Source organism: Akkermansia biwaensis (assembly GCF_026072915.1).
GTDB lineage: Bacteria > Verrucomicrobiota > Verrucomicrobiia > Verrucomicrobiales > Akkermansiaceae > Akkermansia > Akkermansia biwaensis.
In genome coordinates, this window is record NZ_AP025943.1 from 1,716,325 (window position 1) to 1,741,894 (window position 25,570).

General features: G+C 56.1%; 27 protein-coding genes. 9 read left to right on the top strand and 18 right to left on the bottom strand.

Going from position 1 to position 25,570, the window contains the following annotated elements; translation table 11 throughout:
• Positions 1–69: 69 nt before the first annotated feature.
• Positions 70–330, bottom strand: coding sequence for a 50S ribosomal protein L27 (gene rpmA / locus OQH67_RS06970; protein WP_067574044.1), 261 nt, complete (start codon positions 328–330; stop codon positions 70–72).
• A gap of 28 nt (positions 331–358) precedes the next feature.
• Positions 359–676 (bottom strand): 50S ribosomal protein L21, encoded by a 318-nt coding sequence (rplU, locus tag OQH67_RS06975; RefSeq protein ID WP_215436712.1) that lies wholly within the window; start codon positions 674–676, stop codon positions 359–361.
• 130 nt (positions 677–806) lie between these two features.
• Between rplU and tsaE the strand changes: the two genes are divergently transcribed.
• A complete protein-coding gene (gene tsaE, locus OQH67_RS06980; RefSeq protein WP_257226976.1) occupies positions 807–1,214 on the top strand; it encodes a tRNA (adenosine(37)-N6)-threonylcarbamoyltransferase complex ATPase subunit type 1 TsaE in 408 nt (135 codons plus the stop codon).
• A gap of 6 nt (positions 1,215–1,220) precedes the next feature.
• On the opposite strand, the gene OQH67_RS06985 is transcribed toward tsaE, so the two are convergent.
• On the bottom strand, positions 1,221–2,030 hold the full coding sequence (locus OQH67_RS06985; protein WP_215436718.1) for an alpha/beta hydrolase: 810 nt from the start codon (positions 2,028–2,030) through the stop codon (positions 1,221–1,223).
• 6 nt (positions 2,031–2,036) lie between these two features.
• On the bottom strand, positions 2,037–2,564 hold the full coding sequence (locus OQH67_RS06990; protein ID WP_215458967.1) for a hypothetical protein: 528 nt from the start codon (positions 2,562–2,564) through the stop codon (positions 2,037–2,039).
• A 69-nt stretch (positions 2,565–2,633) separates the two neighbouring features.
• On the opposite strand from OQH67_RS06990, the gene OQH67_RS06995 reads away from it, so the two are divergent.
• From OQH67_RS06995 to OQH67_RS07005, 3 genes are all read left to right on the top strand, one after another.
• Positions 2,634–4,928 (top strand): NPCBM/NEW2 domain-containing protein, encoded by a 2,295-nt coding sequence (locus OQH67_RS06995; protein WP_215436724.1) that lies wholly within the window; start codon positions 2,634–2,636, stop codon positions 4,926–4,928.
• Positions 4,929–5,148: 220 nt separating this feature from the next.
• On the top strand, positions 5,149–6,597 hold the full coding sequence (locus OQH67_RS07000; RefSeq protein ID WP_215436726.1) for a hypothetical protein: 1,449 nt from the start codon (positions 5,149–5,151) through the stop codon (positions 6,595–6,597).
• Positions 6,598–6,651: 54 nt separating this feature from the next.
• Positions 6,652–7,575, top strand: coding sequence for a polyphosphate kinase 2 family protein (locus OQH67_RS07005; protein WP_218957817.1), 924 nt, complete (start codon positions 6,652–6,654; stop codon positions 7,573–7,575).
• Positions 7,576–7,694: 119 nt separating this feature from the next.
• Here the strand turns inward: OQH67_RS07005 and OQH67_RS07010 are convergent, their stop codons facing one another.
• Entirely contained in the window at positions 7,695–8,141 is a 447-nt protein-coding gene (locus tag OQH67_RS07010; protein WP_215436727.1) for a hypothetical protein, read from the bottom strand.
• A 58-nt stretch (positions 8,142–8,199) separates the two neighbouring features.
• Here OQH67_RS07010 and OQH67_RS07015 point away from each other — a divergent pair, with 58 nt between their 5' ends.
• The 3 genes from OQH67_RS07015 to OQH67_RS07025 are packed head-to-tail and all read left to right on the top strand — an operon-like array spanning position 8,200 to position 10,875.
• Positions 8,200–8,976: a hypothetical protein gene (locus tag OQH67_RS07015; protein ID WP_215436729.1), complete on the top strand. Its 777-nt coding sequence runs from the start codon at positions 8,200–8,202 to the stop codon at positions 8,974–8,976.
• A 35-nt stretch (positions 8,977–9,011) separates the two neighbouring features.
• Positions 9,012–9,587 (top strand): 16S rRNA (guanine(966)-N(2))-methyltransferase RsmD, encoded by a 576-nt coding sequence (rsmD, locus tag OQH67_RS07020; RefSeq protein ID WP_215458968.1) that lies wholly within the window; start codon positions 9,012–9,014, stop codon positions 9,585–9,587.
• Position 9,588: 1 nt separating this feature from the next.
• Positions 9,589–10,875, top strand: coding sequence for a 3-deoxy-D-manno-octulosonic acid transferase (locus OQH67_RS07025; protein ID WP_215436733.1), 1,287 nt, complete (start codon positions 9,589–9,591; stop codon positions 10,873–10,875).
• Here the strand turns inward: OQH67_RS07025 and OQH67_RS07030 are convergent.
• The 3 genes from OQH67_RS07030 to OQH67_RS07040 all read right to left on the bottom strand — a co-directional run bounded on the left by OQH67_RS07030 (position 10,859) and on the right by OQH67_RS07040 (position 13,760).
• Positions 10,859–11,818, bottom strand: a complete 960-nt coding sequence (locus OQH67_RS07030; RefSeq protein WP_215436736.1) for a retropepsin-like aspartic protease — start codon at positions 11,816–11,818, stop codon at positions 10,859–10,861. The genes OQH67_RS07025 and OQH67_RS07030 overlap by 17 nt on opposite strands.
• A 70-nt stretch (positions 11,819–11,888) precedes the next feature.
• Complete coding sequence (gene rsgA, locus OQH67_RS07035; RefSeq protein ID WP_215436738.1) at positions 11,889–13,010, bottom strand: ribosome small subunit-dependent GTPase A; 1,122 nt, start codon at positions 13,008–13,010, stop codon at positions 11,889–11,891.
• A gap of 99 nt (positions 13,011–13,109) precedes the next feature.
• Positions 13,110–13,760, bottom strand: coding sequence for a phosphopantothenoylcysteine decarboxylase domain-containing protein (locus OQH67_RS07040; RefSeq protein WP_251828241.1), 651 nt, complete (start codon positions 13,758–13,760; stop codon positions 13,110–13,112).
• A 106-nt stretch (positions 13,761–13,866) separates the two neighbouring features.
• On the opposite strand from OQH67_RS07040, the gene OQH67_RS07045 reads away from it, so the two are divergent.
• On the top strand, positions 13,867–15,015 hold the full coding sequence (locus tag OQH67_RS07045) for a cysteine desulfurase family protein (protein WP_215436742.1): 1,149 nt from the start codon (positions 13,867–13,869) through the stop codon (positions 15,013–15,015).
• A 166-nt stretch (positions 15,016–15,181) separates the two neighbouring features.
• A complete protein-coding gene (locus OQH67_RS07050) occupies positions 15,182–15,628 on the top strand; it encodes a GNAT family N-acetyltransferase (RefSeq protein ID WP_215436744.1) in 447 nt (148 codons plus the stop codon).
• Between the two features lie 63 nt (positions 15,629–15,691).
• On the opposite strand, the gene OQH67_RS07055 is transcribed toward OQH67_RS07050, so the two are convergent.
• From OQH67_RS07055 to OQH67_RS07100, 10 genes are all read right to left on the bottom strand, one after another.
• Positions 15,692–16,441 carry a DeoR/GlpR family DNA-binding transcription regulator gene (locus OQH67_RS07055; protein ID WP_067574016.1) on the bottom strand — a complete coding sequence of 250 codons (750 nt, stop codon included), beginning with the start codon at positions 16,439–16,441 and terminating at the stop codon, positions 15,692–15,694.
• Between the two features lie 216 nt (positions 16,442–16,657).
• Positions 16,658–18,001 carry a PPK2 family polyphosphate kinase gene (locus OQH67_RS07060; protein WP_215436748.1) on the bottom strand — a complete coding sequence of 448 codons (1,344 nt, stop codon included), beginning with the start codon at positions 17,999–18,001 and terminating at the stop codon, positions 16,658–16,660.
• A gap of 16 nt (positions 18,002–18,017) precedes the next feature.
• A complete protein-coding gene (locus tag OQH67_RS07065; RefSeq protein ID WP_215436751.1) occupies positions 18,018–20,681 on the bottom strand; it encodes a tetratricopeptide repeat protein in 2,664 nt (887 codons plus the stop codon).
• Positions 20,682–20,695: 14 nt separating this feature from the next.
• Positions 20,696–21,739 carry a M23 family metallopeptidase gene (locus OQH67_RS07070; RefSeq protein WP_215436754.1) on the bottom strand — a complete coding sequence of 348 codons (1,044 nt, stop codon included), beginning with the start codon at positions 21,737–21,739 and terminating at the stop codon, positions 20,696–20,698.
• A 19-nt stretch (positions 21,740–21,758) separates the two neighbouring features.
• Positions 21,759–22,262 carry a hypothetical protein gene (locus OQH67_RS07075; protein ID WP_215436757.1) on the bottom strand — a complete coding sequence of 168 codons (504 nt, stop codon included), beginning with the start codon at positions 22,260–22,262 and terminating at the stop codon, positions 21,759–21,761.
• Positions 22,263–22,414: 152 nt separating this feature from the next.
• Positions 22,415–22,954: a flavoprotein gene (locus OQH67_RS07080; RefSeq protein ID WP_215436760.1), complete on the bottom strand. Its 540-nt coding sequence runs from the start codon at positions 22,952–22,954 to the stop codon at positions 22,415–22,417.
• Positions 22,955–22,966: 12 nt separating this feature from the next.
• The gene (locus tag OQH67_RS07085) at positions 22,967–23,335 is read right to left on the bottom strand and encodes a hypothetical protein (RefSeq protein ID WP_067574009.1); all 369 of its coding nucleotides are present in this window, start codon (positions 23,333–23,335) and stop codon (positions 22,967–22,969) included.
• A gap of 110 nt (positions 23,336–23,445) precedes the next feature.
• Entirely contained in the window at positions 23,446–24,255 is an 810-nt protein-coding gene (locus OQH67_RS07090) for a PDZ domain-containing protein (RefSeq protein ID WP_215436763.1), read from the bottom strand.
• Positions 24,256–24,330: 75 nt separating this feature from the next.
• Positions 24,331–24,834 carry a hypothetical protein gene (locus tag OQH67_RS07095; RefSeq protein WP_067574004.1) on the bottom strand — a complete coding sequence of 168 codons (504 nt, stop codon included), beginning with the start codon at positions 24,832–24,834 and terminating at the stop codon, positions 24,331–24,333.
• 105 nt (positions 24,835–24,939) lie between these two features.
• A complete protein-coding gene (locus OQH67_RS07100; RefSeq protein WP_067574002.1) occupies positions 24,940–25,539 on the bottom strand; it encodes an RNA polymerase sigma factor in 600 nt (199 codons plus the stop codon).
• Between the last annotated feature and the right edge of the window lie 31 nt (positions 25,540–25,570).

The following is a 25,570-nucleotide window of genomic DNA, read 5'->3' on the forward strand; positions in this document are numbered from 1 at the left end:
GGGGAAAAAGAAGGGCGGTCACCCTGTGGATGGCCGCCCTTGCAGGGAAATAGCTGTGAACCGCAACGGTTAGTTGGCGGACTCGGTTTCCGGAGCTACATTGACGCGGCGGCCTTCACGGTCGAAGAACACGCGGCCGTCCACCAGGGAGAAGATGGTGTAGTCACGGCCCATGCCCACTCCCTTGCCGGGGTGCCACTTGGTGCCGCGCTGGCGGATGATGATGTTGCCCGCGATTACTTCCTGGCCGCCGAATTTTTTCACGCCGAGGCGCTTGCTGCGGGAGTCGCGACCGTTCTTGACAGAACCCTGACCTTTCTTGTGAGCCATAAGATTAAGATGAAATTAGAGGTTGAAATTAGGCTTTGATGTCGGTGATTTCCAGCTTCGTCATGGCGCGGCGGGAACCTTTTTTCTTGTGGAAGCCCTTGCGGCGCTTGAATTTGAAGGCGATAATCTTTTTGCCGCGGAATTGGCTGACTACCTTGGCGGAGACGGTGGCGCCTTCCACCGTCGGGGAGCCGAGGATCACGTTTCCGTCATTTTCCACCATAAGCACCTGATCGAAGCTTGCTTCGGCACCCTCTTCAAGGGTATTGATGCATTCAACGTCGATCACGTCGCCCTTCTGGACGCGGTACTGCTTGCCACCTGTTTTGAAAATTGCGTATGCCATTACTATCACTGTTAAGGTTCGCCCGCGGTTGCGGGAGCCGCACTAAACCATATCACTTTTCTTTAGACAAGTAAAATTTCATAAAAAAATGAGCGAGTGGCATAAATTTTTTAAAAACGGGGCTGTTTTAATGCGTTCTCCGGAAGAAATGCGGGCTCTCGGGCGGGAAATAGGTAAAATTTTAATGCCTGGAGAGGTGCTGGGCGTGGTAGGAGAGCTGGGGGCGGGGAAAACGCATCTGACTCAGGGGATTATGGAGGGGCTGGGGAGCACGGATGCCGCCGCCAGCCCCACGTTTTCCCTGGTGCATGAACACCGGGGCGGACGGCTGGGGGCCTGCCATTTTGATTTTTACCGGCTGCGGGACGAGTCCGAGCTTTTCGGGATAGGCTGGGACGAGTATCTGGACGGAGACGCCGTACTGGTCGTGGAATGGGCCAACCTGTTTCCGGATGCGTTGCCGGAGGACGCCTCCTGGCTGCTGCTGGAGCATGCGGGAGAATGTTTGCGCAGGGTTTCCCTGGCTTCCCGTTCGTAATCCGGTTCAGTAACCGATGCTTTTGGCGAATGCCCTGTCAAATCCTGGGCTGTGCCAGATGGTGTTGTGCATAGCCCCAGGGAATTCCTGATAGTTGACGGGAGTGGAGAAGCAGTCGCGCAGCCGCTTGGCATGAGCCGGAGGAATGACTTCATCCGATCCCGCCGCCAGGATGCTGACGGGGCAGGAGACTTTGGGAGCCGCCAGGTCGGAACGGAAGTGGTCGGGCAGAATGAGCTTGACGGGCAGGTAGGGGAAGAGGTCCCTGGCGGTCTCCAGCAGGCTGTCAAAGGGAACCAGAAGTACCAGTTTTTTTACATTCCGGACGGAGGCGATCTGGGTGGCTACCCCGGAGCCGAGGCTCTGGCCTACCAGAATGACGTCGTCCGGGGTTCTTCCCGTTTCCTTCAGCACGTCGTCCAGGATGGCCAGGGAATCTCCCATGATGGCCTGTTCCGTGGGACTGCCGGTACTGAGGCCGTAGCCGCGATAGTTGACAAGAAGCTTGGCGTGGGGGAATTGATCCAGATAGGGCAGCATCATGGAGATGTCCATGGCGTTGCCTCCGTAGTAAACAAGAAGGGGCTGTCCTTTTTTTTCAATGAGCCATCCGCTGAGACTGGCTCCTTCCCGGTGGAAGGTGCGCCTGTGGGGTTCCCACTCGGCGCGTTTTTGCAGATAGGCGGTCTTGTCCTTGGGCTGGGGAGGCAGATAGACCAGGGAACGGACGGAACAATGGGTGCACGCCAGCACCATGCCAGCAATCAGCAGAACCGTTGTCCAGATTTTCCATCCTTTCCGTTTCATCAGGGGCATGTCTGGCTACCGGGGTGAGTTGTCCGTGATGGCAAGGGAGCCGGCCGCTCCGGTGCGGTATCTCGCACCGGGCTGTTCCTGATAAGTCCAGCCGGACAGCCGTGCCGCGTTTCCATCCGCGGATGAGAGGCGGACTTCATGGAGGCTGATTTCCCGCGAGGGTGTTTTAAAATGAAAGGTGGCGCTGACGTTCGCCTCCTGACGGCGGACAGTGGCTGTTTCCGGTGAATTTCCGTTGACACTGAGCACCCCCTGACCGTCCCCGTGGGACGTATAAAGCAGAGTGAGTGCGGCGGGGGCGTTCCGGGCCGCTTTATCGGTGCCCGGTTCTGTTTCATTCTCCAGAATAATGGCTGTTCTGCTGCCTTTGGGGAACCATTCCGCCTGTACATTGTCCGTCTCCAGGGTAGCTCCCCCACGGCCGCAGGCTGAGAGAGTGAGAAGGACGCCCGGCAAGATGATGAATCCTAGTCTCATGAAGACAGTGTCCATCAATTCCGGCGGAAAGGCAATCTCCGTTTTCAGGAGGTTCATTCGTACCGGATTCGTTTTCCAAAAAAATGTTTGATAGGACAGGTGCGCTTCGGCAGTATGATAACCGTCATGTCTTACAGAATGTTCTCCTGGTGTTTTGCGGCGGCCTGCATGACCGGCATGTCTTTTGAGACGTGCCGGAGTGCTGAAGAAGTCCCCCCTCCTGCTCGGATGGCCGTGGAAGTGCCTGCCGCCAGCCTGCTGATGGCGCGGCAAGAGACTGGGCAGACCAGGCTGGACAGGTCTTTTAAAGATGCCGAACTGAGCATAGGCGGCAAGAAGTATGCAAGGGGCATTGGCACGCATGCCACTTCCATGATTCCCCTTCCGGTGCCGAGTATTCAGGGAGGAAGAGTGGTGAGCTTTGAAGGCGCGTGCGGCGTGGATGACGGTACTGACGGGGAGGGAAGCGTTGAGTTCCGCGTCATGAGCGGCTCGGAGGTACTGTGGAGTTCCGGAGTCATGAAACGGGGCATGCCTGCCAAGAAGTTTTCCGTGAAAGTGGCCGCCAACGGCCTGAAAAACCTGTATTTGATGGCGGACAGGGTGGAGAATAATTCTTATGATCACGCGGACTGGGTGGATCTGGCCTGGAGGATCGGAAAGGAAGGAGGAACCATGCAGGCGGCCGTAATGAACGTAGCCAAGTTCGGAATGATTCCCGGTGTCAGGAAGGACCAGGGACCGGCTTTGCGCGCCGCCATTTCCGCCCTGAGAAGAAGGGGCGGAGGCGTTTTGAGCATTCCCAGAGGGGTGTATCATTTTTATCCGGATGGAGCACTGGACATGAGTTTTTACATTTCCAATCACGACCAGCCCCTCGTTCATCCGGTGTGCGTGCCTTTGACGGACCTGAACGATGTCCGGGTTGAAGGGAATGGTTCCCTGTTCCTGTTTCACGGGAAGGTGATTCCGCTGCTGATCATGGATAGCGAGAACGTCACTGTGGAGCGCCTGGCAGTCGATTATGAACGCCCCTATTATTCCGAAGGAAGCGTGACCAGTGTGGATGACCAATTCACGGAAGTGGAGATAGACAAGAAAACCTACCCGTACGAAATCAAGAACAACAAATTTGTCTTTATCGGGGAGGGCTGGAGGGAAGGCATGGCCAGCTGCATGGCTTTTGAGAAGGGAACGGGGCATATCATCGCCAATACGGCGGACATCGGATGGAACGGCCATGTGGAGCCCGTGGGAGGAAACCGCCTCAAGCTGAAATGGGACCTCAAGAAAAGAGGGATCAAGCCCGGCGATACGCTGGTATTCCGGAATTACAACCGCCCCCATCCGGGATGCGTGATTTACCGGGCGCGGAAGACGCGTCTGAATAACGTAGCCCTGCATCAAAGCACCGGCATGGCGCTGCTGGCGCAGCGATCGGAGGATATCAGCATCAAGGGAGGGGGAGTTTTCATCAGAAAGGGGACGAAGCGCGTACACACGTCCGGAGCGGACGCTACGCATTTTTCCAATACCCGTGGTGAAATTATTGTGGAAAAAGCTTTGTTTGAAGGAATGATGGATGACGCCATCAATGTCCATTCCACCTGCCTGGGAATTCAGGAGGTGGTGGACAGCCACACTCTGAGATGCAGGTATATGCACCGCCAGGCCGTAGGCTTTGAAGTATTCCTTCCCGGTGAAAAAATCCGTTTTATCAACGGTCCCACCTTGGAACCGCGAGAAACGGGGACCGTAAAATCAGCCGTCAAAACGAATGAAAAGGAATTGCTGATCACACTGGAGGAACCTCTCCCCGGCGGGGTAAAGGCGGGCGATGCCGTTGAAAATGCTGATTTTTATCCGTCTGTCGTGTTCCGGAACAATATTGTCCGCAACAACCGGGCGCGGGGCACCCTGTTTACCACTCCTGAAAAGGTGCTGGTGGAAGGCAATCTGTTTGACCATTCCTCCGGCGCTGCCATCCTGCTGGCCGGAGATGCCCAGGGCTGGTATGAAAGCGGCGCCTGCCACGAGGTGGTGATCCGCAGGAATACGTTCATCAACAACCTGACCTCCCGCTACCAGTTCACCAACGCGATCATTTCCATTTATCCGGAGGTCAAGCAGCTGAACAACCAGAAGGACTATTACCACCGCAACATTCTTATTGAGGACAATGTGTTTAAAACCTTCGATGTTCCCTTGCTGTTTGCCATTTCCGCGGAAAATATCAAGTTCATCAACAACAGGATTATTTACAACAACGATTACAAGGGGTGGGGACAGAAGCCCTTCCAGTTCAGAAGATGCGCCAATATCCGGATCAAGGGCAACCGGGTGGAACCGCCGCGCACGTGGACCATAGCCGACTGCAAACTGGAGAATACGCCGGCAAGCCAGGTGCACATGGATGAGTGATATTCTTTTGCCTGTTTTTACAATACATATTGGTTTTTTCGGATGGCTGATTCCGGATGTCATGCGTGCGGGGGCTTGTCATGGAGAGGCACCGCAAATGGACGCAAGCAGGGAAGGATTGCGGAGCTGGTCGGAAAGGGACTGAAAAGATTTTCATTACTGTTGCCATTCCGGTTGTTGTTGGTTCTCTCTAAATTATTTTGTTTAGTTTGACACCCATTTGGCAATCTACTATGTTCCTTGTGCAATGCACAAGGAACATAGCGGCTGGTGGGCAAAGTACAATTGGCTGGTTTTGTCTTTTCTGTCGTGCTGTTTTTCATTTCATGACCAGAGTTTTTGGATTGATGAATGCTGTACCGCATCGTGTGCTGTCCAGCCGAGCCTGGAAGAATGCTGGCGGCAAATTTGCCGGATTGGCGGGAGCGACGCCCAGATTGCTTTTTATTACTATCTTTTGTTTTTGTGGCATCAGGTGACGGGAGCCGAATCCGAGCTGGCTCTTCGTCTGTTCAATGGGGTCTGGGTTTTTCTGGCAGGCTGGTTTTTCAGAAAGGAGCCAAAAGCTCTGGTCATCCTGTTGCTTTCCCCGTTTTTTATCTATTATACCGAAGAACTGCGCCCTTATATTTTACAAATTGCGGCTTCCTGCGGGGTGACCATGCTGCTTTATCAAGCCAGCAGAGGGCATCCGCCAAGGTTTCATGCGCTTTTTGGTGCCTTGTTTTTCCTGTGTCTGACAAGCCTGACAGGGGTTGTTTGGGGCTTCGGCTTTATAGTTGCTTTTTTCATCTTGTCATTCCGGCAGTTCAGAGGGCGGAGTTTTTGGAAGGCCGTGTTTTGCTGGATTTTCCCTTTTGCAGGACTGGCTGCGTATTATGCCTATACCCTTTCCCTCGGGGCTCGTTCCGTGGTGATATCTTCCAGCTGGGTTGTTAATGTGGCCGCGTCCTTGTATGAGTTAATGGGACTGGCCGGGCTGGGGCCTCCGCGTGCCGAGTTGAGGTTGTGTACGACCCTGGATTCCTTATGGAAGATGGAAGGGTTGGTTTTGGGGGGCGTTGTCGCCTTGGTCATGGGCGGTGCCCTGGTTTATGGAGTTGTGTTATGGAGCAGGCAATCCTCCAGATCATTGCCATGGGCGCTCCTCGCTCTTGTGTTGATTCCCGGCATGGTGTTTCTTTATGGAACGGAAGCCATGGATTTCCGGTTTTCCGGCAGGCATTGCGCTCCTCTGCTGCCTGTATTGTGCCTGATTTGGTCCAAGGTATGGCCCCAGAACTGGAAGTCTTCCGACCGGTGCCGGGTTGTTCTGTTTATCCTGATGATGATTGTCTGGCTGGCAAGCGATTTCCGTCTTCGTTTTTGCAGTATTTATAGCCGGGAAAATTACCGGGAGGCTGTTTTCTATTGCAAATCATTGGAGGAGAAAGGAATGAAGGTTCTTCTGCTTTGCAATGAGTTTGGCGGGAAATTTTATGGATGGCATTTTCAGCCTCCGGCGAATTATTGGTCAGATTATGATGCCATTGTCGTTTCCCGCCCGGGCCGGTATGCTCCCGTATTAAAAGCGATGGAGGATTCGGGCTTGTATCAACGCTCCGCCCTGTGCCAGGGATTTACCGTTTATTTCAATGGAAAGGTTTTGCCGCCGGCAAGGAAGGATTGACGCTTTCCCCGATTGTTTCAACGTCTTGCGTCAGAGAGATGTCTTACAAGGATTATGGAAATTCCTTCCCATTTGATCAAACGCTGCAAGAAGTTCATTGAGCCTTACCGTGTGACGGACGGCAAAGGATTTAAATTGTCCCATCATGATCCGGGGGATCTGGGCAAGCTGGACAAGGACAGCAAGAAGGAAGCCGTTGAGAAGCTTGAAAAAGGCATCGAATTGCTGGGACAGTTGCAGGAGGTGCTTTACGCCAGCGAGTCCTATGCCCTGCTGGTAATTTTGCAGGCAATGGACAGTGCCGGCAAGGACGGGATTGTCAAGCATGTGATGGGAGGAATCAATCCCCAGGGATGTGTGGTGAGCAGTTTCAAGTATCCTTCCACTGTGGAACGGAGCCACGATTTTTTGTGGAGGTGCGTGATGCGCCTGCCGCAGAGAGGCATGATCGGCATTTTCAACCGTTCCTATTACGAGGAGGTGCTGAGCGTGCGCGTGCATCCGGAATACCTTGCGGGGGAAGGATTTGATCCGGGCCAGGCAGGCAAGGCTTTCTGGAAGGAGAGATACAGGTCCATCAATAACCTGGAACGCCATTTGCATGCCAATAAAACGCGGTTTGTGAAAATCTTTCTCCATCTTTCCTATGAGGAGCAGAGGAAGCGCCTTCTGGCGCGCCTGGATACTCCCGACAAGAATTGGAAGTTTTCAGAAGGGGATATCCATGAGCGCGAATATTGGGACGGCTACCAGAAGGCTTTTGAAGAGATGATACGGAATACGGCCACTCCGGATGCTCCCTGGTATGTGGTTCCGGCGGACAACAAGTGGTATTCCCGGCTGGTCTGCCTGTGTGCGATTGCAGGCGCCCTGACGGATATGAAGCTGAAATATCCGCAAGTGTCCGGGGAGTTGAAGTCTTTCTTCCCCAGATTCCGGGAGGAACTGGAATATCCGCCGGACAGGGATAAGAAGTGAATGGCGCGTGCCCGGTCCTGTTCCGGAATAACCACCGTGCCCGGAGAGAGGATAACGGAGATGCGCCCGGAATGGGGGCATGTAAGCTCAGCTTCTGCGGAAGGGGGAACGCCTTGTAATCAGCGCCTGCGTTCCCAGGATTTCACCTTGCCGTTGATGAATAGAACGTATCCCGTATTTACCGGAACGTAGGTGACGTCGTTGTAATAGGGATAATACGGGCTATAGAAGCCCGGTCCCCCCCAATAAGGGCCGCCCCAGTACGGGCCGTACCAGAAGGAGGGCGGCGGCGTGTAAACGGGCTGCAGGGAAGAGTAGATCCAGCGGGTGGCCTGCTTTCCGTTGAGGTTGCCTTCCGCCACGGCGGAGGGGTCTCCCCATGCCAGGAATACGGCGGGCGGAGACATGCCTTCCGCAATTTGGCCGGTTTCCACCAGCGCCTTTTGAGCGGGGGGAAGCGAATTGAATAAAGCGGGGTTTTTCTGAATACGGGAGGCGGGGGAGGACACGCAGGAAGCAAGGCTCAAAGCGGCGGCCATGGTGGTGAAAAGTAACTTCCAGTTCATGATATGCATACGGATAACACTCACTTTGACTCTTGCCAAGGGTCTTTTGTTGAGTAAAATGAACCGACAAGTTATGAAAGCGTTCCGCAATCTGGCCTTATTACTGATGGTCCCGGCTCTGGTTTCCTCCCTGTCTGCAGCAGGAAAACCGGAAATTATCAATGATTATCTTCCGGTCGGGAAGATGGTGGAAGGCTCTGCCGTGAGCGTTTTGCTTGACGAAGGCCTTCAGCCATTCATGGAAAAGATTGACGGCGTTTTCAGCTCCCTGCCTGAAAAAGACAAGAAGGAGCTGGTTTCCCAGATTGTCCCCGGACAGCCTGTTCCGTATGACGAACGCCTGGGCTGGACCAAGGAAGATTATGCCAAATATCTGGAGTGCTGGAAAAAGAAGCAGATCCAGGAAGTGGCTCCCGTAGCGATGGGGATTTTCCCGAACGGCGAGCAGGGCATCTGGAATCTGGCAACAGTGGTTCAGCAGGGCCCCCTGCCGATGAGCACGCTCAAGTATGATTCCAATACCAAGTCATGGATTTCCCCCAACGGCTCCCTGGCTTTGAAGGGCGACGTGTCCTATGACGATATGAATGTGTATGGGGCGTGGAGCGGCAAGGAATGGACGCTGGAGAAAAAGACGATCCTTTCCACGCTGACGGAAACTGTCATCCTCGGCAAGACGAAGGATGGAAAGTATGTTTATTTTGTGTACAACATGTCCGAGAAGAATCCGGACAATTTCGTTATTGCCAATCAGTCCATCGTGCTGCGCGTTCCCATGACCAGCATTGTGGGAGATCCCCTTCTGGAGAAGGCCAAGGCCCGCGCCCGCCAGTAACGGCTGATGTTTTTTCTTACTTCCGGTTATAAAAGATGCGTATTATCAGTGGATTAGCCGGTGGAATATCCTTGTCCGTTCCCAAGGGGGAGGTTCGCCCCACCACAGACCGGGTGAGGGAAGCCCTTTTTTCCATCCTGCATCCTCTGATCAAGCATGCCGACGTCCTGGACCTGTTCACCGGATCGGGGGCGTTCGGGCTGGAAGCCCTGAGCCGCGGGGCAAGAACCGCCCGCATGGTGGATGCTTCCCGGGCTTCCTGCACTACCGCCAAGGCCAATTTGTCCAAGACCGGGCTTGAGGGCGGCACGGTGATCCAGGGGGACGCCGTCCAGTTCGTGAAGAGGGAATTGACCGCAGGTAGAAAGTATGATGTGGTGTTTGCCGACCCTCCCTATTGCAAGGGGCCGCTGGACAGGGATTTTGTCGTGGAACTGGTGGAAGCCGGTGTGGCCGGGCTGCTGAAGGATGACGGCGTGTTCATTGCGGAGGTCCAGGAAGGCTGGGGGACCGGGAGTGAAGATTCCGCCGGTTTTGACGGACTGCGCCTGGTAGATACCCGCCGGTACGGGAAAAATATGCTGCTGTTCTATCGATTGCCTAAGGAGTAAGATGAAAGCCCTTTTATTGTCATGTTGTTATAATATCCTGTACACCATCGGCTGGCTGGTGACTCTGCCTTCCTATTTGCTCAAGCAGAAGCGCCGGGGGGGATTCGGCACGGGGCTGATGGAGCGTTTTGGCCTGTACCGCGTTTCCTACAACAGGGAACCGAAGGGCGTGCTGTATGTACATGCCGTGAGCGTGGGGGAAGTAGTGATAGCCCTCAAGTTCCTGCGTGCGTGGCTCTGGGAGCGCGGCGGTTCCGCCGTGCTAGCCACCAGTACGGCTACGGGGCATGCCACGGCCATGAATGCCCAGGTGCCCGGCGTGCGCGTAATTTACTCCCCTTTCGACTTGCTGGGGCTTCCCGGCAGGTGCTTTGACCGCTTTGAACCGGAAGCCATTGTGCTGGTGGAGGCGGAGCTGTGGCCCAATTTTGCGCGCGCGGCCAAGGTGCGCGGCATTCCCATGGCGATGATTAATGCCCGCATGTCCGCCAGATCGGAAAGCCGGTACCGCGCGTTCAAGTGGCTTTCCAAGTATTATTTTTCTTTTCTGGACACCATGGGCGTGCAGGACAAGGGGGATGTGCAGCGGTTTGAGTCCGTGGGGGTCTCTCCGGCCGTCATCCATGTGACCGGAAGCATCAAGTTTGACCAGCAGACGGCGGACCGCCGTGATGGGAATCCCGAGTTTTCCGCCATTCTGGAGAAGTTGAAGCGTGGCAAGCCCGTGGTGCTGGCCGCCAGCACGCATGACGGGGAGGAAGTCCTGATTGCGGAGGCTGCCAGGAAGGCCGGCGGTTTTCCCCTGATTGTTCCTCGGCATGCGGAACGCCGCCATACCGTGGTGAAGGATTTGTCCGCCCGCGGCTGGCAGTGCATTTTGCGGACTGAAGGAGAAATTCCTGAAACCCTCAAGGAGAACGTCTGCTATGTTGTGGATACGACCGGGGAGCTGAAGGATTGGACGGCCTTGGCCGACGTGGCCGTGATCGGCAAGAGTTTCCTGGCGGACGGCGGACAGAATCCGGCAGAAGCCGTTGCCTGCGGCGTGCCCGTGCTGACGGGGCCGCATATGGAGAATTTTGATGCTCTTGTCCAGCTTCTGGAAGGAGTGGACGGCATCACCAGATGCGGGGAGGAACAGTTGCCGGACGTTCTCAAGGAAATGCTGGACAACCCGTTGCTGGCGCATGCGCAGGCTTCGCGCGCCCAAGTGGCTCTGAAAGCCCATTATGGAGCTACGGCCCGCACCATCCGCATGATCTGCATCATGCTCAAGATTCCCGTTTGAGCGGAGGGGCATCCGTCGTTTTTTCGCTGTCCTCTGTAGTTGAATGGAGAGGCAGGGCATAGACTTCCCCCTGCGGCGCGTCCACAATGATGTCAAAGTGCCGGAGGGTATCCACGCCGATTTGGTGTCTGCCGCCGGTTCCCGTCACGACGAATGAAAGGCCTTCCATTTGGAAGTCCGGTCCCATGTGGAGCGTGGAAGGAACACCCAGCTTCATGACGGAATGGCTGCCGCTGCTTCCGTTGATGTCTGACGCCATGACTTTGACATGACTACCGTCCGGGTCCGCCGGCCATTGCTCCACAGGGGCCAGAGAGAGTGTGGAGCCGGAGTCGAGAGCCAGGAGAAACGGCGCGCCGTCCCTGACGCACCGGATGTAGAGGATGCCGGAGTCATGGCGTTCAACGTCCAGCGGTTTCATGTCTTTAAGGGGGAAACGGGAGCGTTCGAGGAATTGCAGGGTGGCGTCCCTGACGGAGAGCAGGAAGGGGCAGAAGCTCAGATAGTTGATGCCCAGGATGCCGTCCACGCGAATTCGGGTGCTTTTTTGAAGAGGGTCCAGGTCCATGGTGCACCCGTAGAAGTTTTTGATCAGAAGGCCGCCGATGGAGAAGGATTCCATGGAAAATACCCGGGGTGCGGTGTGGACATTGGAGCCGGGGGCAATCTGAACTTCCTGCAGAGCCAGATCCGGGAAGTGCTTTTTGATGAATTTGACGTCGAACGTGGTGTGGGAGGCGGCCGTATCCACGATGAGGTTGCACGGGATGCCGTTGATGCGGCATTCCGCAATAAGCAGTTTGCTGTTGGGGTCCCTTGCCAGTTTGACCGGCTCCATGTCAGTCAGGGATGCGGTGGCCCTGTCCGGAAGGGGAGCGGCTTCTTCCGCGAAGGAGAGAGGGAGCAGGGACAGCATCAGGAGGCCTGCGGCGGCAAGTGGCAAGCTGCGTACGGGGAGCATCCCTTACAGGTAAGCGAACACCCGCGGCCTGGCAAGTCAATTTGACGGAGAATCAGTCATGAGCCCGGTGGTTGGGTCTGTGGCGGCGTTCCAGCTCCACGCGGTCTTCGTAGTTGCGGGCCTGGACTTTCCTATCCCTTTTTCCGGCCCTTTCCACGTTCATCTGCCGTTTTTTCTGGCGCTTGGCAAGCTGGGAAATTTCGTTTTCCAGATTCAGGAAGTTCAGGTAGCGTTCCTTGTCCAGGCGCCCCTCTTCCACGGCTTTTCTGATGGCGCATCCGGCGTCCTTGCCGTGGCTACAGTCCGCAAACCTGCATTCATGGGCCAGTTCCGTGAGGTCCGCAAAACTTTCCCGGAGCGTGTGTTCGTCCGTCCACATCTGGATTTCCCTGATGCCCGGATTGTCGATCAGCAGGCCGCCATGCTTGAGAAGTACCAGTTCCCGCGCCACCGTGGTATGGCGTCCTTTGCCGGTGACTTCATTCACTTCCCCCGTCCAGAGCCATTCGTCCCCCAGCAGGGTGTTGACCAGCGTGGATTTTCCCACGCCCGAGGAACCTACGATGGAGATTGTTTTTCCCCGTTCCAGACATTTGCGGAAGTCCTTGATGCCCTTGTTGCGGAGGGCGCTGATGCAGATAATGCCGCATTCCGGGCAGAGTTCCCGGAGGATGTGCGTGGCTTCCTCCACTTCTTTCCTGGAGAAGAGGTCCACTTTGTTGAGCAGGATGAGGGGCATGGCCCCGCTGCGCCGGATGAGCGTGAAGTAGCGCTCCATGCGTCTGGGGTTGAAGTCAGTTCCCGGTTCCGTGACGACGGCCACGATATCCACATTGGCGCCCAGCACCTGTTCCGCACTGCTTTTTCCCGGCGCCTTGCGGGAAAAACAGGTCCGGCGGGGAAGAATGACGCGTATGACGGCTTCATCCTCCGCTTCTCCGGGATCAATCGCCACCCAGTCTCCGACGGCGGGAAGTTCCGCATCCGTGGCGGCGTCATGCCAGAGTTTTCCGCTCACGACCACGTCCATGTCCTCTCCTCCGTCCAGCAGGGCGGTGAAGTTGATTTTCGTTTCCCGGATCAGGCGCCCCGGAATCCAGCCGGGTTTGGCAATGGCGTCAAAGGCGTCTTGAAAGTGGTCGTTCCAGCCTAGGTCCTGAAGAGTAACGGGCATGATGGAGCAGAGGGTTGTTTGAGAGAAGCGGTACGCTGCGGCTGATCGTTTATGATGGCTTAATTCCGGCCGGGTTCAAGCCCGGAAAAGGTATGCCGGTCAGGATGACAGGCCTTTCCCGCGTACAAGGCGGCACGCGCGTTCCACGATCTGGTGGGCGATGTGCGTTTTGGCGGCTTTTTCCAGCAGGTCCGTCCGGTCCGGGTAGATGAGCAGCACTTCGTTTTCCGACGCGTCGAAGCCGATGTCCCGGCGGGAAACGTCATTGGCCACGATCATATCGCATTGCTTGCGCTCCAGCTTGCCGCGCGCATAGGATTCCACGTCGTGGGTTTCCGCCGCAAAGCCGACCAGAATGCCGCGGAAGCCGAATTCCATGCGCATGGAGCCCAGAATGTCTTTGGTGCGCTCCAGCTCCAGAATCATGCGCTCCCCTGTTTTTTTGATCTTGCGGTCCGGTACGGAAACCGGCCTGTAGTCCGCAACGGCGGCGCTGAGGATGGCTATGTCCGCATAGGGTGCTTGGTTCTGTACGGCGTCATACATTTCTTGGGCGGTTTCCACGGGAAGGAAGTCAACGCCGTGCGGAACGTCCAGGGAAGTGGGGCCGGAGATGAGCAGGACGCGGTGGCCGTCGTGGGCCGCCGCCTCCGCCAGACTGTATCCCATTTTGCCGGAAGAACGGTTGGTGATGTATCTTACGGGGTCAATGGCCTCTTTGGTAGGACCGGCCGTGATGAGGAAACGCATGGACGGCATTATGCGGAATCGTAGGGAAAAGTGAAGAGTGATCTTGTTCAGCCGGGCATTATGTTCCGGCTTGACTCCTGTCCGGGATTGGGCGAGTTATGAAGGCGTGATTTATTGGGACAATAACGCCACCACCCCCCTTCTTCCGGAAGTTTACGCCGCCATGGAACCGTTCCTGAAAGAACGGTTTTTCAACCCTTCCGCGGGGTATGCAGAAGCCAGGCGCGTACGGGAGGCGGTGGAGGAAGCCCGCGCCGGAGTGGCGGCCCTGCTGGGAGCGTCTCCGGAGGAAATCGTGTTTACTTCCGGAGGAACGGAGGCCACGAATGCCGCCTTCCGGCAGATGGCCCGTGAAGGAAAGGGCGTGACCGTACTGTCCACGGATCACGATGCTTCCCTGAAAACATCCGTTGCCCTGGGGAACGGGCGCATGTGTTCCGTGGACAGTGAAGGAAGGGCCGTACCGGAAGAATGGGAAGCCCTGTGTGCTGGGGAGGCGGGCGGCGTTTCCTTTGCCTGGGCTAATAACGAGACGGGCGTGCTTCAGGATGCGGCGGCTTTGTGCGCCGGCGCCCGGCGGCATGGTTTGCCCGTGCATCTGGATGCGGTGCAGTGTGCCGGAAAGATTCCCGTGTGCCTGCATGGGATGGATGTGGATTATGCGTCCGTTTCCGCCCATAAATTGCATGGTCCGAAGGGTATAGGATGTCTGTACAGGCGCTCCGGCGTTCCTCTGGAGCCTGCCTTGTTCGGTGGCGGCCAGGAGTACGGGCTGAGGTCCGGCACGGAGAATGTGCCGGGAATCATCGGTTTTGGGGCTGCGGCCCGCGTGGCCCTCCGGCATGTGGAGGAAGCGGGGCGCGTGAGGCGTCTGCGGGACAGTTTTGAGTTTTCCCTAGCGCAGGCCGTGGACGGAGTGACGGTGCATTCCGGTGCCGCGGAGAGGATTCCGAATACGTCCAATCTGGCTTTTTCCGGATGCACGGCCGAGGCCCTGATGCTTTTGCTGGAACCTGCCGGGCTGCTGTGTTCCGCCGGGTCCGCCTGCCATACCGTGCAGCCCATGCCGTCCCATGTGCTGGCGGCCATGGGGCTGTCCGACGGGGAGGTGCGTTCCTCCCTGCGTTTTTCCCTGTCTTTTACCACCACGGAGGAAGAGGTGCGGGAGGCCGTGCGGCTGGTGACGGAGGCTGTCGGGAAGGTGCGCCGCGTCCAGTCTTCCCGCACCGGTCCCGTGTTTGTTTACAGGCCGTGAGCGGGAGAGACAGCCTGATGGGCTTTTATGGCGGCGGATTGGCCGTAAAGGAACAGGGAGCGGCGCTTTGGGCGGATTGTGCGCTTTTCTTTCTTTCTTGCCGCCGTGCACGGTTCGTGCTAGGGTTTACAGACTATGGGAAACAGCAGTTTTCCAGTAGATGCCTATGAATATAGAACATTATCAGAGCAAGGATGAGGAGGCGGTCCTGAATATTTGGCTGAAGGCGTCCGAACAGGCCCATGCGTTTGCCGGGGTGGGTTTCTGGTGCGGTCTGGTGGAAGATATGAGGCAGGTGTATTTGCCGAAGGCGCGGACCTGGATATGCCGTGACGGTGACCGCGTGATGGGGTTTGCCTGCCTGGTGGGAGAGGGGGAGCTGGCCGCCCTGTTTGTGGATCCGGAACGCCAGTGCGAGGGTATAGGGACGGCATTGCTGAATTGGGTCAAGGATCACAGCAAGGGGGTGCTGACCGTAGGCGTTTATGAGGAGAATCCGCGTGCATGGCAGTTTTACAAGCGCAGCGGGTTTGAAGAGATCGGCTCCCGGGAGGATGAACTTACCGGCAGCCGGGAGTACCGTCTGGAGTGGAAGAGGCCCCGCCCGTCATAAGAAAGGGCGGAGGCTCTTGAAGAACCTCCGCCCGAGTTGATTTTTAGGATGCCGGCAGCCGTGTTAGGCGATTTCCACCTTGACGCCGCTCTTTTCAATTTCTTCCACCATTTCCGGAGCAATGGCTTCGTCCGTGATGAGCATGCTCACCAGGTTGGGAGCGACCGTGTAGAATGCCGGGCTGTTTGCGATGCTTGTGGAAGGCATGGCGATGATTACCTTGGCATCCTGGGGGATGACGCTTCTGATGAATTCGGATTGAAGCATGTTTTTGTACCCGGCGCCATGCTTGGGGGAGTAGCAGTCCGGGGTGAGTACCACGAGTTCAATGTTCAGGGATCCGGCCGCATGGGCCGCGTCCTGGCCCACGTAAACCTGGGCTTCACGGTCGAAACGGCCGCCCGTGCAGTAGAAGCTGAGGCTCGGGATGCCTTCCAGCCTGGTCAGAAGGGTGGGGTTGTTGGAGACAATATGCGTGTCTCTGGAGTTGACATGGTTGCAGATCTGGTAACCCATGGTGCTACTGTCAATGAACATGACGACGGAGGTCGGGATGTTCTGAACGGTTTTTTTGGCAATCTGGATGGAGACATGGTCCTGAGTGACAATGTCTTCATGAAGGGATTTGTGAGTGAGCGCCAGTGCGCCGCCGTGAACGCGCTTGAGGAATCCCCTTTTTTCAAGGTTAATTAAATCGTTACGGACCGTTTCATCCGTGACCTTCATCTGCTTGGCCAGGGCAATTGTCCTTGCGGCTCCATGCTCGGCCAGGGTTTTCAGAATAAACTCTTTACGTTGGGATGCTAAGTACATTGGGTTCTGTTTTTCTATATAGAATGTTTACACGTTCTACGTGTTAAGTTGTTTTCTAACAATTTTTCACGGTCTCAGTCAAGCGTTAGAAACATTAACTTTTGACTGTTACTGTGAATAATGCCGATTTTGTAATACTGAGACAGCGTGATAACGATAAATGTACAAAAATATTTACTCAATGCACAAATTAGTTATTATTATGACAGAGATTTGTTAATCGGGTATGGAAATGGAGGCCGGATCGAAGTTGGGGGTGGGAAAGGCAAGCTGGAGATGCCGGAGCTTTTCCACGATCAGGCGTGCAACGACAAGGTTTCTGTACCATTTCCGGTCCCCGGGGATAATGTACCAGGGGGCTTCCGGAGTGGATGTTTTTTCAATGAGGTCCTGGTAGGCGGTTTGGAATTCATCCCAGCGGTTGCGGTCATCAAGGTCATCCATGCAGAATTTCCAAAGCTTGTCCGGATCCTGAAGCCGTGATTCCAGACGCTTTTTCTGTTCCTCTTTGGAGATATTCAGGAAGAGTTTGATAATGGTAGTGCCTTCTTCCGCGAGCATGGACTCAAAGTCCAGCACGTGCTTGTAGCGGCGCTTCCAGACGGGGTCCGGGAAGATTTTTTTTACACGCACGGCGATGATGTCTTCATAATGGGAGCGGTTGAAGATGGCAATCTGGCCTTTGGTCGGAACTTCCTTGTGCACGCGCCAGAGGAAGTCATGGTCCAGTTCCTCCGGAGTGGGTTTTTTAAAGGGCACGACATGGAGCCCCTGCGGGTCCACGCGGGAGAAGACGTGCTTGACGCAGCCGTCCTTGCCGCCGGCGTCCATGGCCTGGAGAATGACGAGTATTTTGTGCTTGTGCTGGGCAAAGAGTTTTTTCTGCAGTTCCTGCAGTTCTTCCCTCAGCTTGTCGAATTCGACCAGGGATTCTTCCTTGGTTCCGGAGAAGAGGGATTTGTCATCCGTGGGGTAGTCCTTTAAACGCAGTTTTTTGCCCGGAGGCACCAGGTAACGGTTCATCGTATAAGAAGTTAGTGTTGAAGAGTGAGCGGCCCGTACGACGCGCTTTTCCGCAGAGGGGCGGTTGGCGGCTGGGGGCTTTCCGAAGAATTGAGTGAGGGCGTCCTTAATGACTTTTCTTTTGAATTTGGGGAACATTTCCAGCTTGATGTCCTGGAGAAGCACCCATTTTGTTTTTGCGAATTCCGGGCTGCGGTGCAGGTCCGTTTTGGGGCGGCTCGTTTTGCAGCGCACCAGGAAGTAGGTTTGTTCCTGCCCAACCCAGCGGGTGATTTTACGGTGGTTGGCAGGGTATTTGTACCGCAGCCCGGGGAGGCGCGCCACAATGTTGTAGTCCGAGGGGCGCAGCCCCACTTCCTCCCAGACTTCCCGCGCCAGGGCACGTTCAATGCTTTCATTTTTGATGACGCCCCCCTGGGGAAAATGCCAGTAGGGATTGCGGCCGTGGTCTTTGCCCAGCAGGATGTATCCGTCGGCATCCATGATGATGGCTGCCGCGTTGATTCTCCATGCTCTGGCTGGTGAAGGAGTGTCCATGACCGGGCAAAACTGCTTACTGGGGGGCTTGTTCCGGGGCGGCCTGCATTTCCGGCGGCTGTTCCGTTTCAGCCGGGTCTTCCTGCCAGATGAAGTGCTCCAGCTGGATGCGGCGCGCATAGGCTGCCGCTTCCCTGGCTCTGGGGCCGGAGGTTTGCGCCAGCTTTCTGGCCAGGGCCAGGGCGCCGTCCCAGTTTTGTGCCTGTCCCATGAGGCGGATGGAGGCAAATCCCGCGTTGTAGAACCAGTGCCAGTCCCGGCGCTTGTTGGCGGAACTGCCGCTGGGCGTATGGACCAGAACGGAAGCATAGTCATCCAGGGCTTTTTCCTGGTCGTTCAGCCTTTCGTAGAATTGGGCCCGCTGGGTAAGGGTTTTGAATTTCCATGCCAGTCCCAGATTGGGAGTGTTCAGGATTTCCGTGCATAGGTTGATGGCTTTGCGGAGGGTGTCTGAGTGGGTGTCTTCCTTGGTTACCCACGCATCCGCCTGGATGGAGAGGGCCAGCAGCCGCATGTAGCGCGGCAGTGGCTTGGAAAGCAGTTCGTCAAGTACGGCGATGCACTGGTCCGCTTTTCCCATGCGCAGCAGGACGGAGGCTTCTTCTATTTTGGCGGCTTGGGCAAATTGCGTTGTTCCCGCCCCCAGAGTCTGGAAGATGGTGAGGGCCGCTTCCAGCGTGTTGACGGTGTTGCTTTGCTGTGCCGCCTTTCCTGCCAGGAAGAGGGCCGCCGCTTTCAGGGGGCTGTCCGGGTATTTGGAGGGGAAGGGCTGGAGCACCAGCTGGGCTTCATGGAAGTCGCCGTTTTTGTACAGGAGTTCTCCAAGTTTGAGGTACAGGGCATCGGCTTGCTTTCCATCCTTGTCCAGAACAATGGTTTGCCGGCATGCCTGGATGGCCTCCGTCCATTCCTGGAGGTTTTCCGCCAGCAGGATTTTCAAGCGGCCGAGCTGCATGGCCTGGTCCGGGGTGAGCTGTTCTTTTTCCAGCAGCGGGAGGGTGGATTGCACAGTCTGGATGTCCGGAGGATTGAGATTCAGAGCCACTTCCGCCTGGTCCAGGCGCGCCTGGGTTTTCAGAGCGGGGTCTTCCGCCACGGCCACGAAGCCAGCCAGAAGTTCCGTGGCTTCCGGGTTCATTCTTTTGGCCGCATAGTGAGCCTGTTCAAAGAGGATGTGTTCCCGCAGCTTTGCAGAGCCTGCGGCTTCCCGGACCAAGGCGGCCGCGCCTTTCGCGTCGTTGGCATGCAGGGCAGACAGGTTTTCATTGAAGAGCGCGGTTTCCGCCGTTTTTTCCGTGCCGCGCCGGGACGCTTCACGGAATAGTTTTTGAGCCAGGGGGTAATCCCCCTTTTGGAAGGCCAGGGCGCCCTGCTGGAAGATGATGCCGGCAGATGTGCCCGGGTATTTGGATATGAGGCGTTCCGCATCTTCCGTGCGTCCTTTTTCAAGGAGGGCCGTGATGATGTTCAGACAGAGAGTCTGGACGGGAACGTTCTGCGGATATTTGGCAAGGCCGTCTCCGGCAAGCTTGATGGCTCCCGCCAGGTCTCCCTTTTCCAGAAGAAGGCTGCCCATGGCGTACATGGCCGCAGGCTGCCGTGTGGCGTCTTTGGAGTTCACCCAGCCTGTGAGTTTTTCCAGTGCCTGAGGGTCGGTACGGAAGGTGTTTTCTCTCAGAAGGATGTTGAAGGCGTCCATCAGCAGAGGGGAGTCCGCCTTTCCGCCGATGAAGGTGATGAGCCGGTCTTCTCCCGTTCCGGCGGTGTGGATGTTTTCCTCTTCCGGCTGCTGCGCGCGCGCTTCTTCCTCCGCCTGCCCCGGATTGCGTTTTTCCCGGAGAATTTCCCCTTCCGCCAGTGCCACCCGTGCCAGATCACGGATTTTTGCAGGGTAGGAGGTGTTGTCCGCAATGGAAGCAAATGTTTTAATGGCCTGATCTACATTGCCCTGGATGACCGATATTTTTCCGTCCACCAGTTCTGCATAGGGAAGCAGGATGGGCGGCTTTTCCGTGCCGGACAGACTGTTTTTTACCTGTTCGAGGATGGCTTGCGCCTCCGTATAGTTCTGCATGCCGGCCAGGGTGTCCGCCAGCAGGATGTTGGCGGTGTGTGAAACGGAGGGAGAGTCCGTGCGGCCCAGCCTGATCAGGGATTCCACGAGAAGCTGCTGGTCTCCGAGCTGCCGGGCCAGCTGGGCTTTCAACTGGAAGGCGTAAACGGAGAGGGGATCGGAGTCCGGGATGGAGGAGAGTTTTTCCAGAGCCCTGGTGAAGTATCCCTTGTTGAACAGGCCCATGGCCGTCCAATAGGATTTCAGAACGGAGTCCGGCAGTTGTTCCCACAGGGAGAGGCCTTCATCCGTCTTGTGGGCGCGGATCAGGGCTTCCGCAAGGAACGGCCTGATGATGGCCTTTTGAGATTCCGAGAGGTTTTTCGTTTTCAGGCTTTCCTGAAAGTTTTTGCTGGCTTCCAGCGGGAGGTGTGCAGCCAGGTCCTTCAGGCCCTGCTGGTATTTTTTGTTTTTCAATAGCGCTTGTTCGTCCTGCGACAGGGCGGAAGCGGGGGGAGGAGTGTTGCCTGACGCCGCAGAGGAGAGGCCCCCCAGGGACAGCAGGAACGCGGCGCATGCCGCCATGGCGGCGGGGATGGTGTGGTGCCTGGTGGAGGGTATTTGCATGATCAATAAAGGGCTTATGGTTCCGTTCCCATGAAAATGAGCCGGATGTAGCGTTTTCCGGAAGCCGTCAGCCTGGGTTCCTTGCTGGAACCGGAAACGCGGTTGCAGGTTCTGTACAGTTGGGAGAAGGGATGGGGAACAGCCCGGATGACGGCAGGTTCACTGCAGGGTTCCGCAGAAGGAGTGACGGAGGTGGGAACTCCGGGTCCGGTGAAACTGATTTCCCAGGATTTGGGCTGTGACGGACCCGGTTTCAGCAGGAAGGGATAGTTTTTGACCAGGCTGGGTATTTTTCCGGTGGAGGGAACGCGCACTACGTATTGCACCGGGAGGGAAGAGATATGGCGGGACAGGGAGAATTCCTCCCCGTCCTTGCAGTGGATGAGGACAGGCGCCGCATCAAAGCCCGCCAGGTTCAGGCCGTTGTAATTGCCGTGGCGGTTGGGCGTGCCCATTTTCAGGCTGTCATACCAGGGTTGAAAGTTGTCCTGGAGCTTGAGACAGAGCTCCAGATGCAGGTGGGCCCGTGTTTTGTTCAGCCCTGCGCCGGAATAGCCCAGGCGTCCGATGACGTTTCCGGTGCCTACCTGGTCCCCCTCCCGGCAGTTGACGGAGGCGAGGTGGGCGTAAAGGCTATAGAGCGGTCCGTCTTTCAGCCAGTGTTCAATGACGACGTAGCGGCCGTAGTTGCTGTGCGCAGGGTTTGCGGAAGCATGGACCACGATGCCGCCAGCCACCGGGTGGACATCGTCCAGGGGGACGCCTGCGGCATCCCTTTTGAGGGGCTTGATGTCAATGCCTTCATGAAATTTGGTGGCTACCGGGCCTGCCTGGGTTCTGACCAGGGTGCGGGTAAAGCCGTAGGCACCGGCCTGCCAGGGCTGGGATTTCTGCCCCTCGAAGTTCCGGTCCACGTACATGTAAAAGTCCTGCGGACGGTCGTTCAGAAGGGCCGTGTTTGAGGTGGGGAAGCGCACGGCAATGTCCGCCGCCAGATAAGAGGCGCTCCACAGGAACAGGAAGCATCCGGACAGGAACAGGAGGAACTTGCTGTGCATGTTCATAAAACGTGCGGGATCAGATCCGTCCGCGGCGGGTGCTGATCACGGTGCGGTCTTTGTGGTCTTCAGGGTCCTTGGCTTCTTTCTTTTCCTTGGTGGGGTCTATTGCAGGAAGCAGAGGCTTGGTGACGGGAGCGAGCTTGTTAATGGCTTCTTCCCTTTTAGGGTCCGCCGGAGGGATGAATTCCGCCATGGCGGCAAGGTCCGCCGGGGAGAAGCCCCCCAGAACGGCCAGTTTGCCTCCCTTGATGGGGTTGTTGTAGAGACGCATGGGCTGCATGCGGTGGCCGTTGACGATGGGCAGTATCTGTTTGCCGAGATTTAATGCGGTTACCCCTTCCACCCTGCTGTGCAGGCCTTTTTTAATGTTGAATACGGCTCCGTAAGTATTGTCCGCCGCCCGGAAGGAGTAGTAGGAGTCAATGTCATTCTGGGAGATGAAGGGTACTTTGGAGTAGTAGTAACCGTCATCTTCATTCCGGAAGGAGAATTTCTGACTGTCGGAGGCGCCTGTCTGCATATGGAAACTGACGGGATATTTGTCAGACCCGCAGGAACAAAGCAACAGGGTTCCAAGGAAAAGCGTGAGCAGCTTCATAGTGGGGATGATAAAAGATTTATCCCTCCGGGGGCAAACCAATAAAAAGGCATGGGGTGATTTTTACACAGCCTTTACTGCAGAAGGGAAAGCGTTTTTTCCACAATCAGTTCCACGGGCATCAGCTTGCCGGCTCCGGCCGCTCCGCACGCAAGGATGCCGGCCTCGGCAGGGCCGAAGATGTGGTGACGTTTCCGCTGTTTCAGGATTTCCGCGTTTTTCCGGGTGGCGGGATGCTCCCACATGTGGACGTTCATGGCGGGGCAAATTAACACGGGGGCCTTGCAGGCCAGGTAGAGGGAACTGAGCATGTCCGGCGCCATGCCGTGGGCAAAGTTTGCCATGGTGTTTGCCGTGGCGGGCGCCACAACCAGGAGGTCGGCGTTTTGAGCCAGCTGGATATGGGGGGGAACCCATTCCCCTTTTTCATCGTCAAAGGAGGAGAAAACGGGGTTGCGGGAGATGGTGTGGAGAGTGAGGGGCGTGACGAATTCCAAGGCCTTGGCCGTGCAGACGCAGTGCACGTCATGTCCGTGCTTGACGAGGGCGGAAGCGATGTCCGCCGCCTTGTACGCGGCAATGGAGCCGGTGACGCCTAGGATGATGCAGGCCATGGAAAGGGGAGTTCAGGCTTTGGAGGAGTTTTTGCCTTCGTCAATCAGCTTCCAGAAGTGCTTGGACTGGCTGAGGATTTCATCTTCCCCCGCCGTGGGAGAGATGTTCGTGCGGAATAAAAAGTCGTTCAGGCTGTTGGCATGCAGCACGCGGTGAACGACTACCTTGCCGTCAATGACTTCAAAGTAGATGCGGTAGTCCTTGGCCACGTAGCGGTAAAGAGTTTTGCCGTCTTTTTCCATTTTGCCGAAGCGGGCGTCATCCAACGTTTGAAGCATGGATTCGGAAACCTGGAATTCTCCCAGCAGGTCCAGTTGTTCCAGCGTAGGAATGCGGGATATTTCCGCAGCACTGATTTTATTGAAGACGATTTGAAGCACGCCCCTTTTTAAGTGGGGCGGCAGTCAAGTTCAAGCCTGAAACAAGGCAAGGTCCCGATTTTGAGGAGGGAAGGGGCGCTTCTTTCATTCCTCCGAGTGCGGGGTCCGCATCAGCGGGAATCCTGCGTGGGGATAATGCCTTTGCTTTCCACGATCTGGGTCCCGCGGATGACCTGGATGGTCAGGGGCTTTTCTCCTGTGAGGTAGTAGGTGGCATCCAGCATGTCCCCGTAGTTGCGAATGGGGACGTCGTTGATGCTCATGAGAATGTCTCCGGTCTGGATGCCGCTGCGCGCCAGCGGGCCGCCGTTGATGATTCCTTCCACGACGGGCGTGGATGAGTTGATGTCCAGCAGGCAGCCCAGCCTCACCCGTTTGGCTTTGGGGTTTTCTGCCAGGAAAGAGATGGCCTGGGCCGGGAGAAGATGGCAGGTGCCCTTGCGGGAAACGCCCAGAACGATGCCGACGAGACGGTTGTCCGCATCATAGCACGGCTGGCCGATCGGGGGTGCAGCCAGTTTGGGGAATTGAGCGCGGATGAGACGCAACGGAAAGCTGATGTCCCCTATGGAGTGTTCCATGCCCACGTAAATGCCCAGTGTGGGTTCATTTTCGCTGTTGGTGAAGGCAAGCCTGGCGCCCCGTCTGAGGGTAGTACTTGCGGCGATGGCAGGGGAGGTGCCGGAGAGAAGCGCGGGATTTACCTTGAACAGCGTCAGTCCCGTAAGCTTTTCCTGCGCCCATACCTGGAGGGGCGGTGTTTCCTTGCCGCCCAGGTGGTAGGTTACGGCTCCGTTTTTAAAAACCCTGTAAGGGATCAGGGCGGCAATAAAGTCTTTGCCCATCCGGGCGGCCAGGGTCGTGTATGATTCTCCGTTTGCCTGTTGAGGAACAGCCGTTACCTTAAAAGGAGCAGGCACGGCCGCCGCTTGCTGAATAATGCCTGCGACGGCTATGCCTGCCAATATGGGAACCACCAAGTTCATAATGAGCATTTACATCTCAATGAGAACTCGGGATACCGGTTTGTCATCGGTATTGGAATCAGTCTGTAGCTGATTTTCTTTGATCGATGTTTCGTTAGACGGGGCATCCGTGGTGAGCGTAGTTGTCGCTCCGGCCGCGCCGTCAGTTGAGGTTATTTCTACTTCTTCGTCGCTAACGGGTTGAAGTTTCCCGTCAGGGATACGGGGGGCAGATACGTAAGCGTCCGCCGGTTCCATGTCCCCAGACGCTATGATAACGCCTACGGCAGCCAATGTCACGATGGACATGGACGCGTATATCCACTGCCAACCTCTAAAGTTCTGCAGATAGTTGTCCAGGCGTTCGAGCAACAATTTCCAAGTAGATTGAGTAGCCTGATCGGTTTCCTTTCTCAGATGAAAATTGCGGAGGAAATCTTCTTCAAAATTGTCATGATAACAGGCTTCCTTACGGAAGGACGCCAGCATGGCAACCAGAGTTTCCTCTTTTTGTTCTGTGGATTGTTTATCCATCGTCGTTGATTTTGTGTATAATATGGGTTAGGGTGTTTGGCCCTGATTCCAGGACTAAGCGTTTGACAGGCCAGCAGGATACAGTGTTCAATATTTTTTAATGCATTAGCTAAGATATTCCGCCAGCAATCCCTGGAGTTCCTTGTGGGCATAATGCAATCGGGATCTGAGCGTTCCTTCCGAGATGCCGAGAAGGGCGGAAATCTCCGTATGATTAAGCCCTTTGACATCGTGCAGAACCACAACTTCACGGTGTTTTGTGGAGAGCTTTTTGAGCGCTTCGTTGATCTTGAGCTGAAGTTCGTTTAAATGAGTGCGGCGTTCGGGATCCGCCCCGTCCGTTTCATCCGCCATGTTCATGTCCTTTTCCGTATGGTCGCCGTATTCGTCGTCGTCCAGGCTGTAGGTCATTCTGCGGTTGCGCTTTTTCAGGAAGTTCCTGGCATGGTTGACGGCAATGGAGTGAAGCCATGTGTAAAATGCGCTTTGACCGTTGAAGTAGCGCAAGGCCCTGTAGGCTTTGGAAAACGCTTCTTGGGCGATGTCATAGGCATCGTCGTAGTTGTCCGTCATTTGGTACAGCGTGGCATGGAGCTTACGGCTGTGGCGGATCACCAGCTCGTCAAAAGCACGGGAATCTCCTTCCCGAGCTCTGGCGACCAGTTCAGTGTCTTCCAGGGTCGTATAATCAATGGGGCCCGACATATTAGGCGTAGATTACCTAAAAATCGGGGGG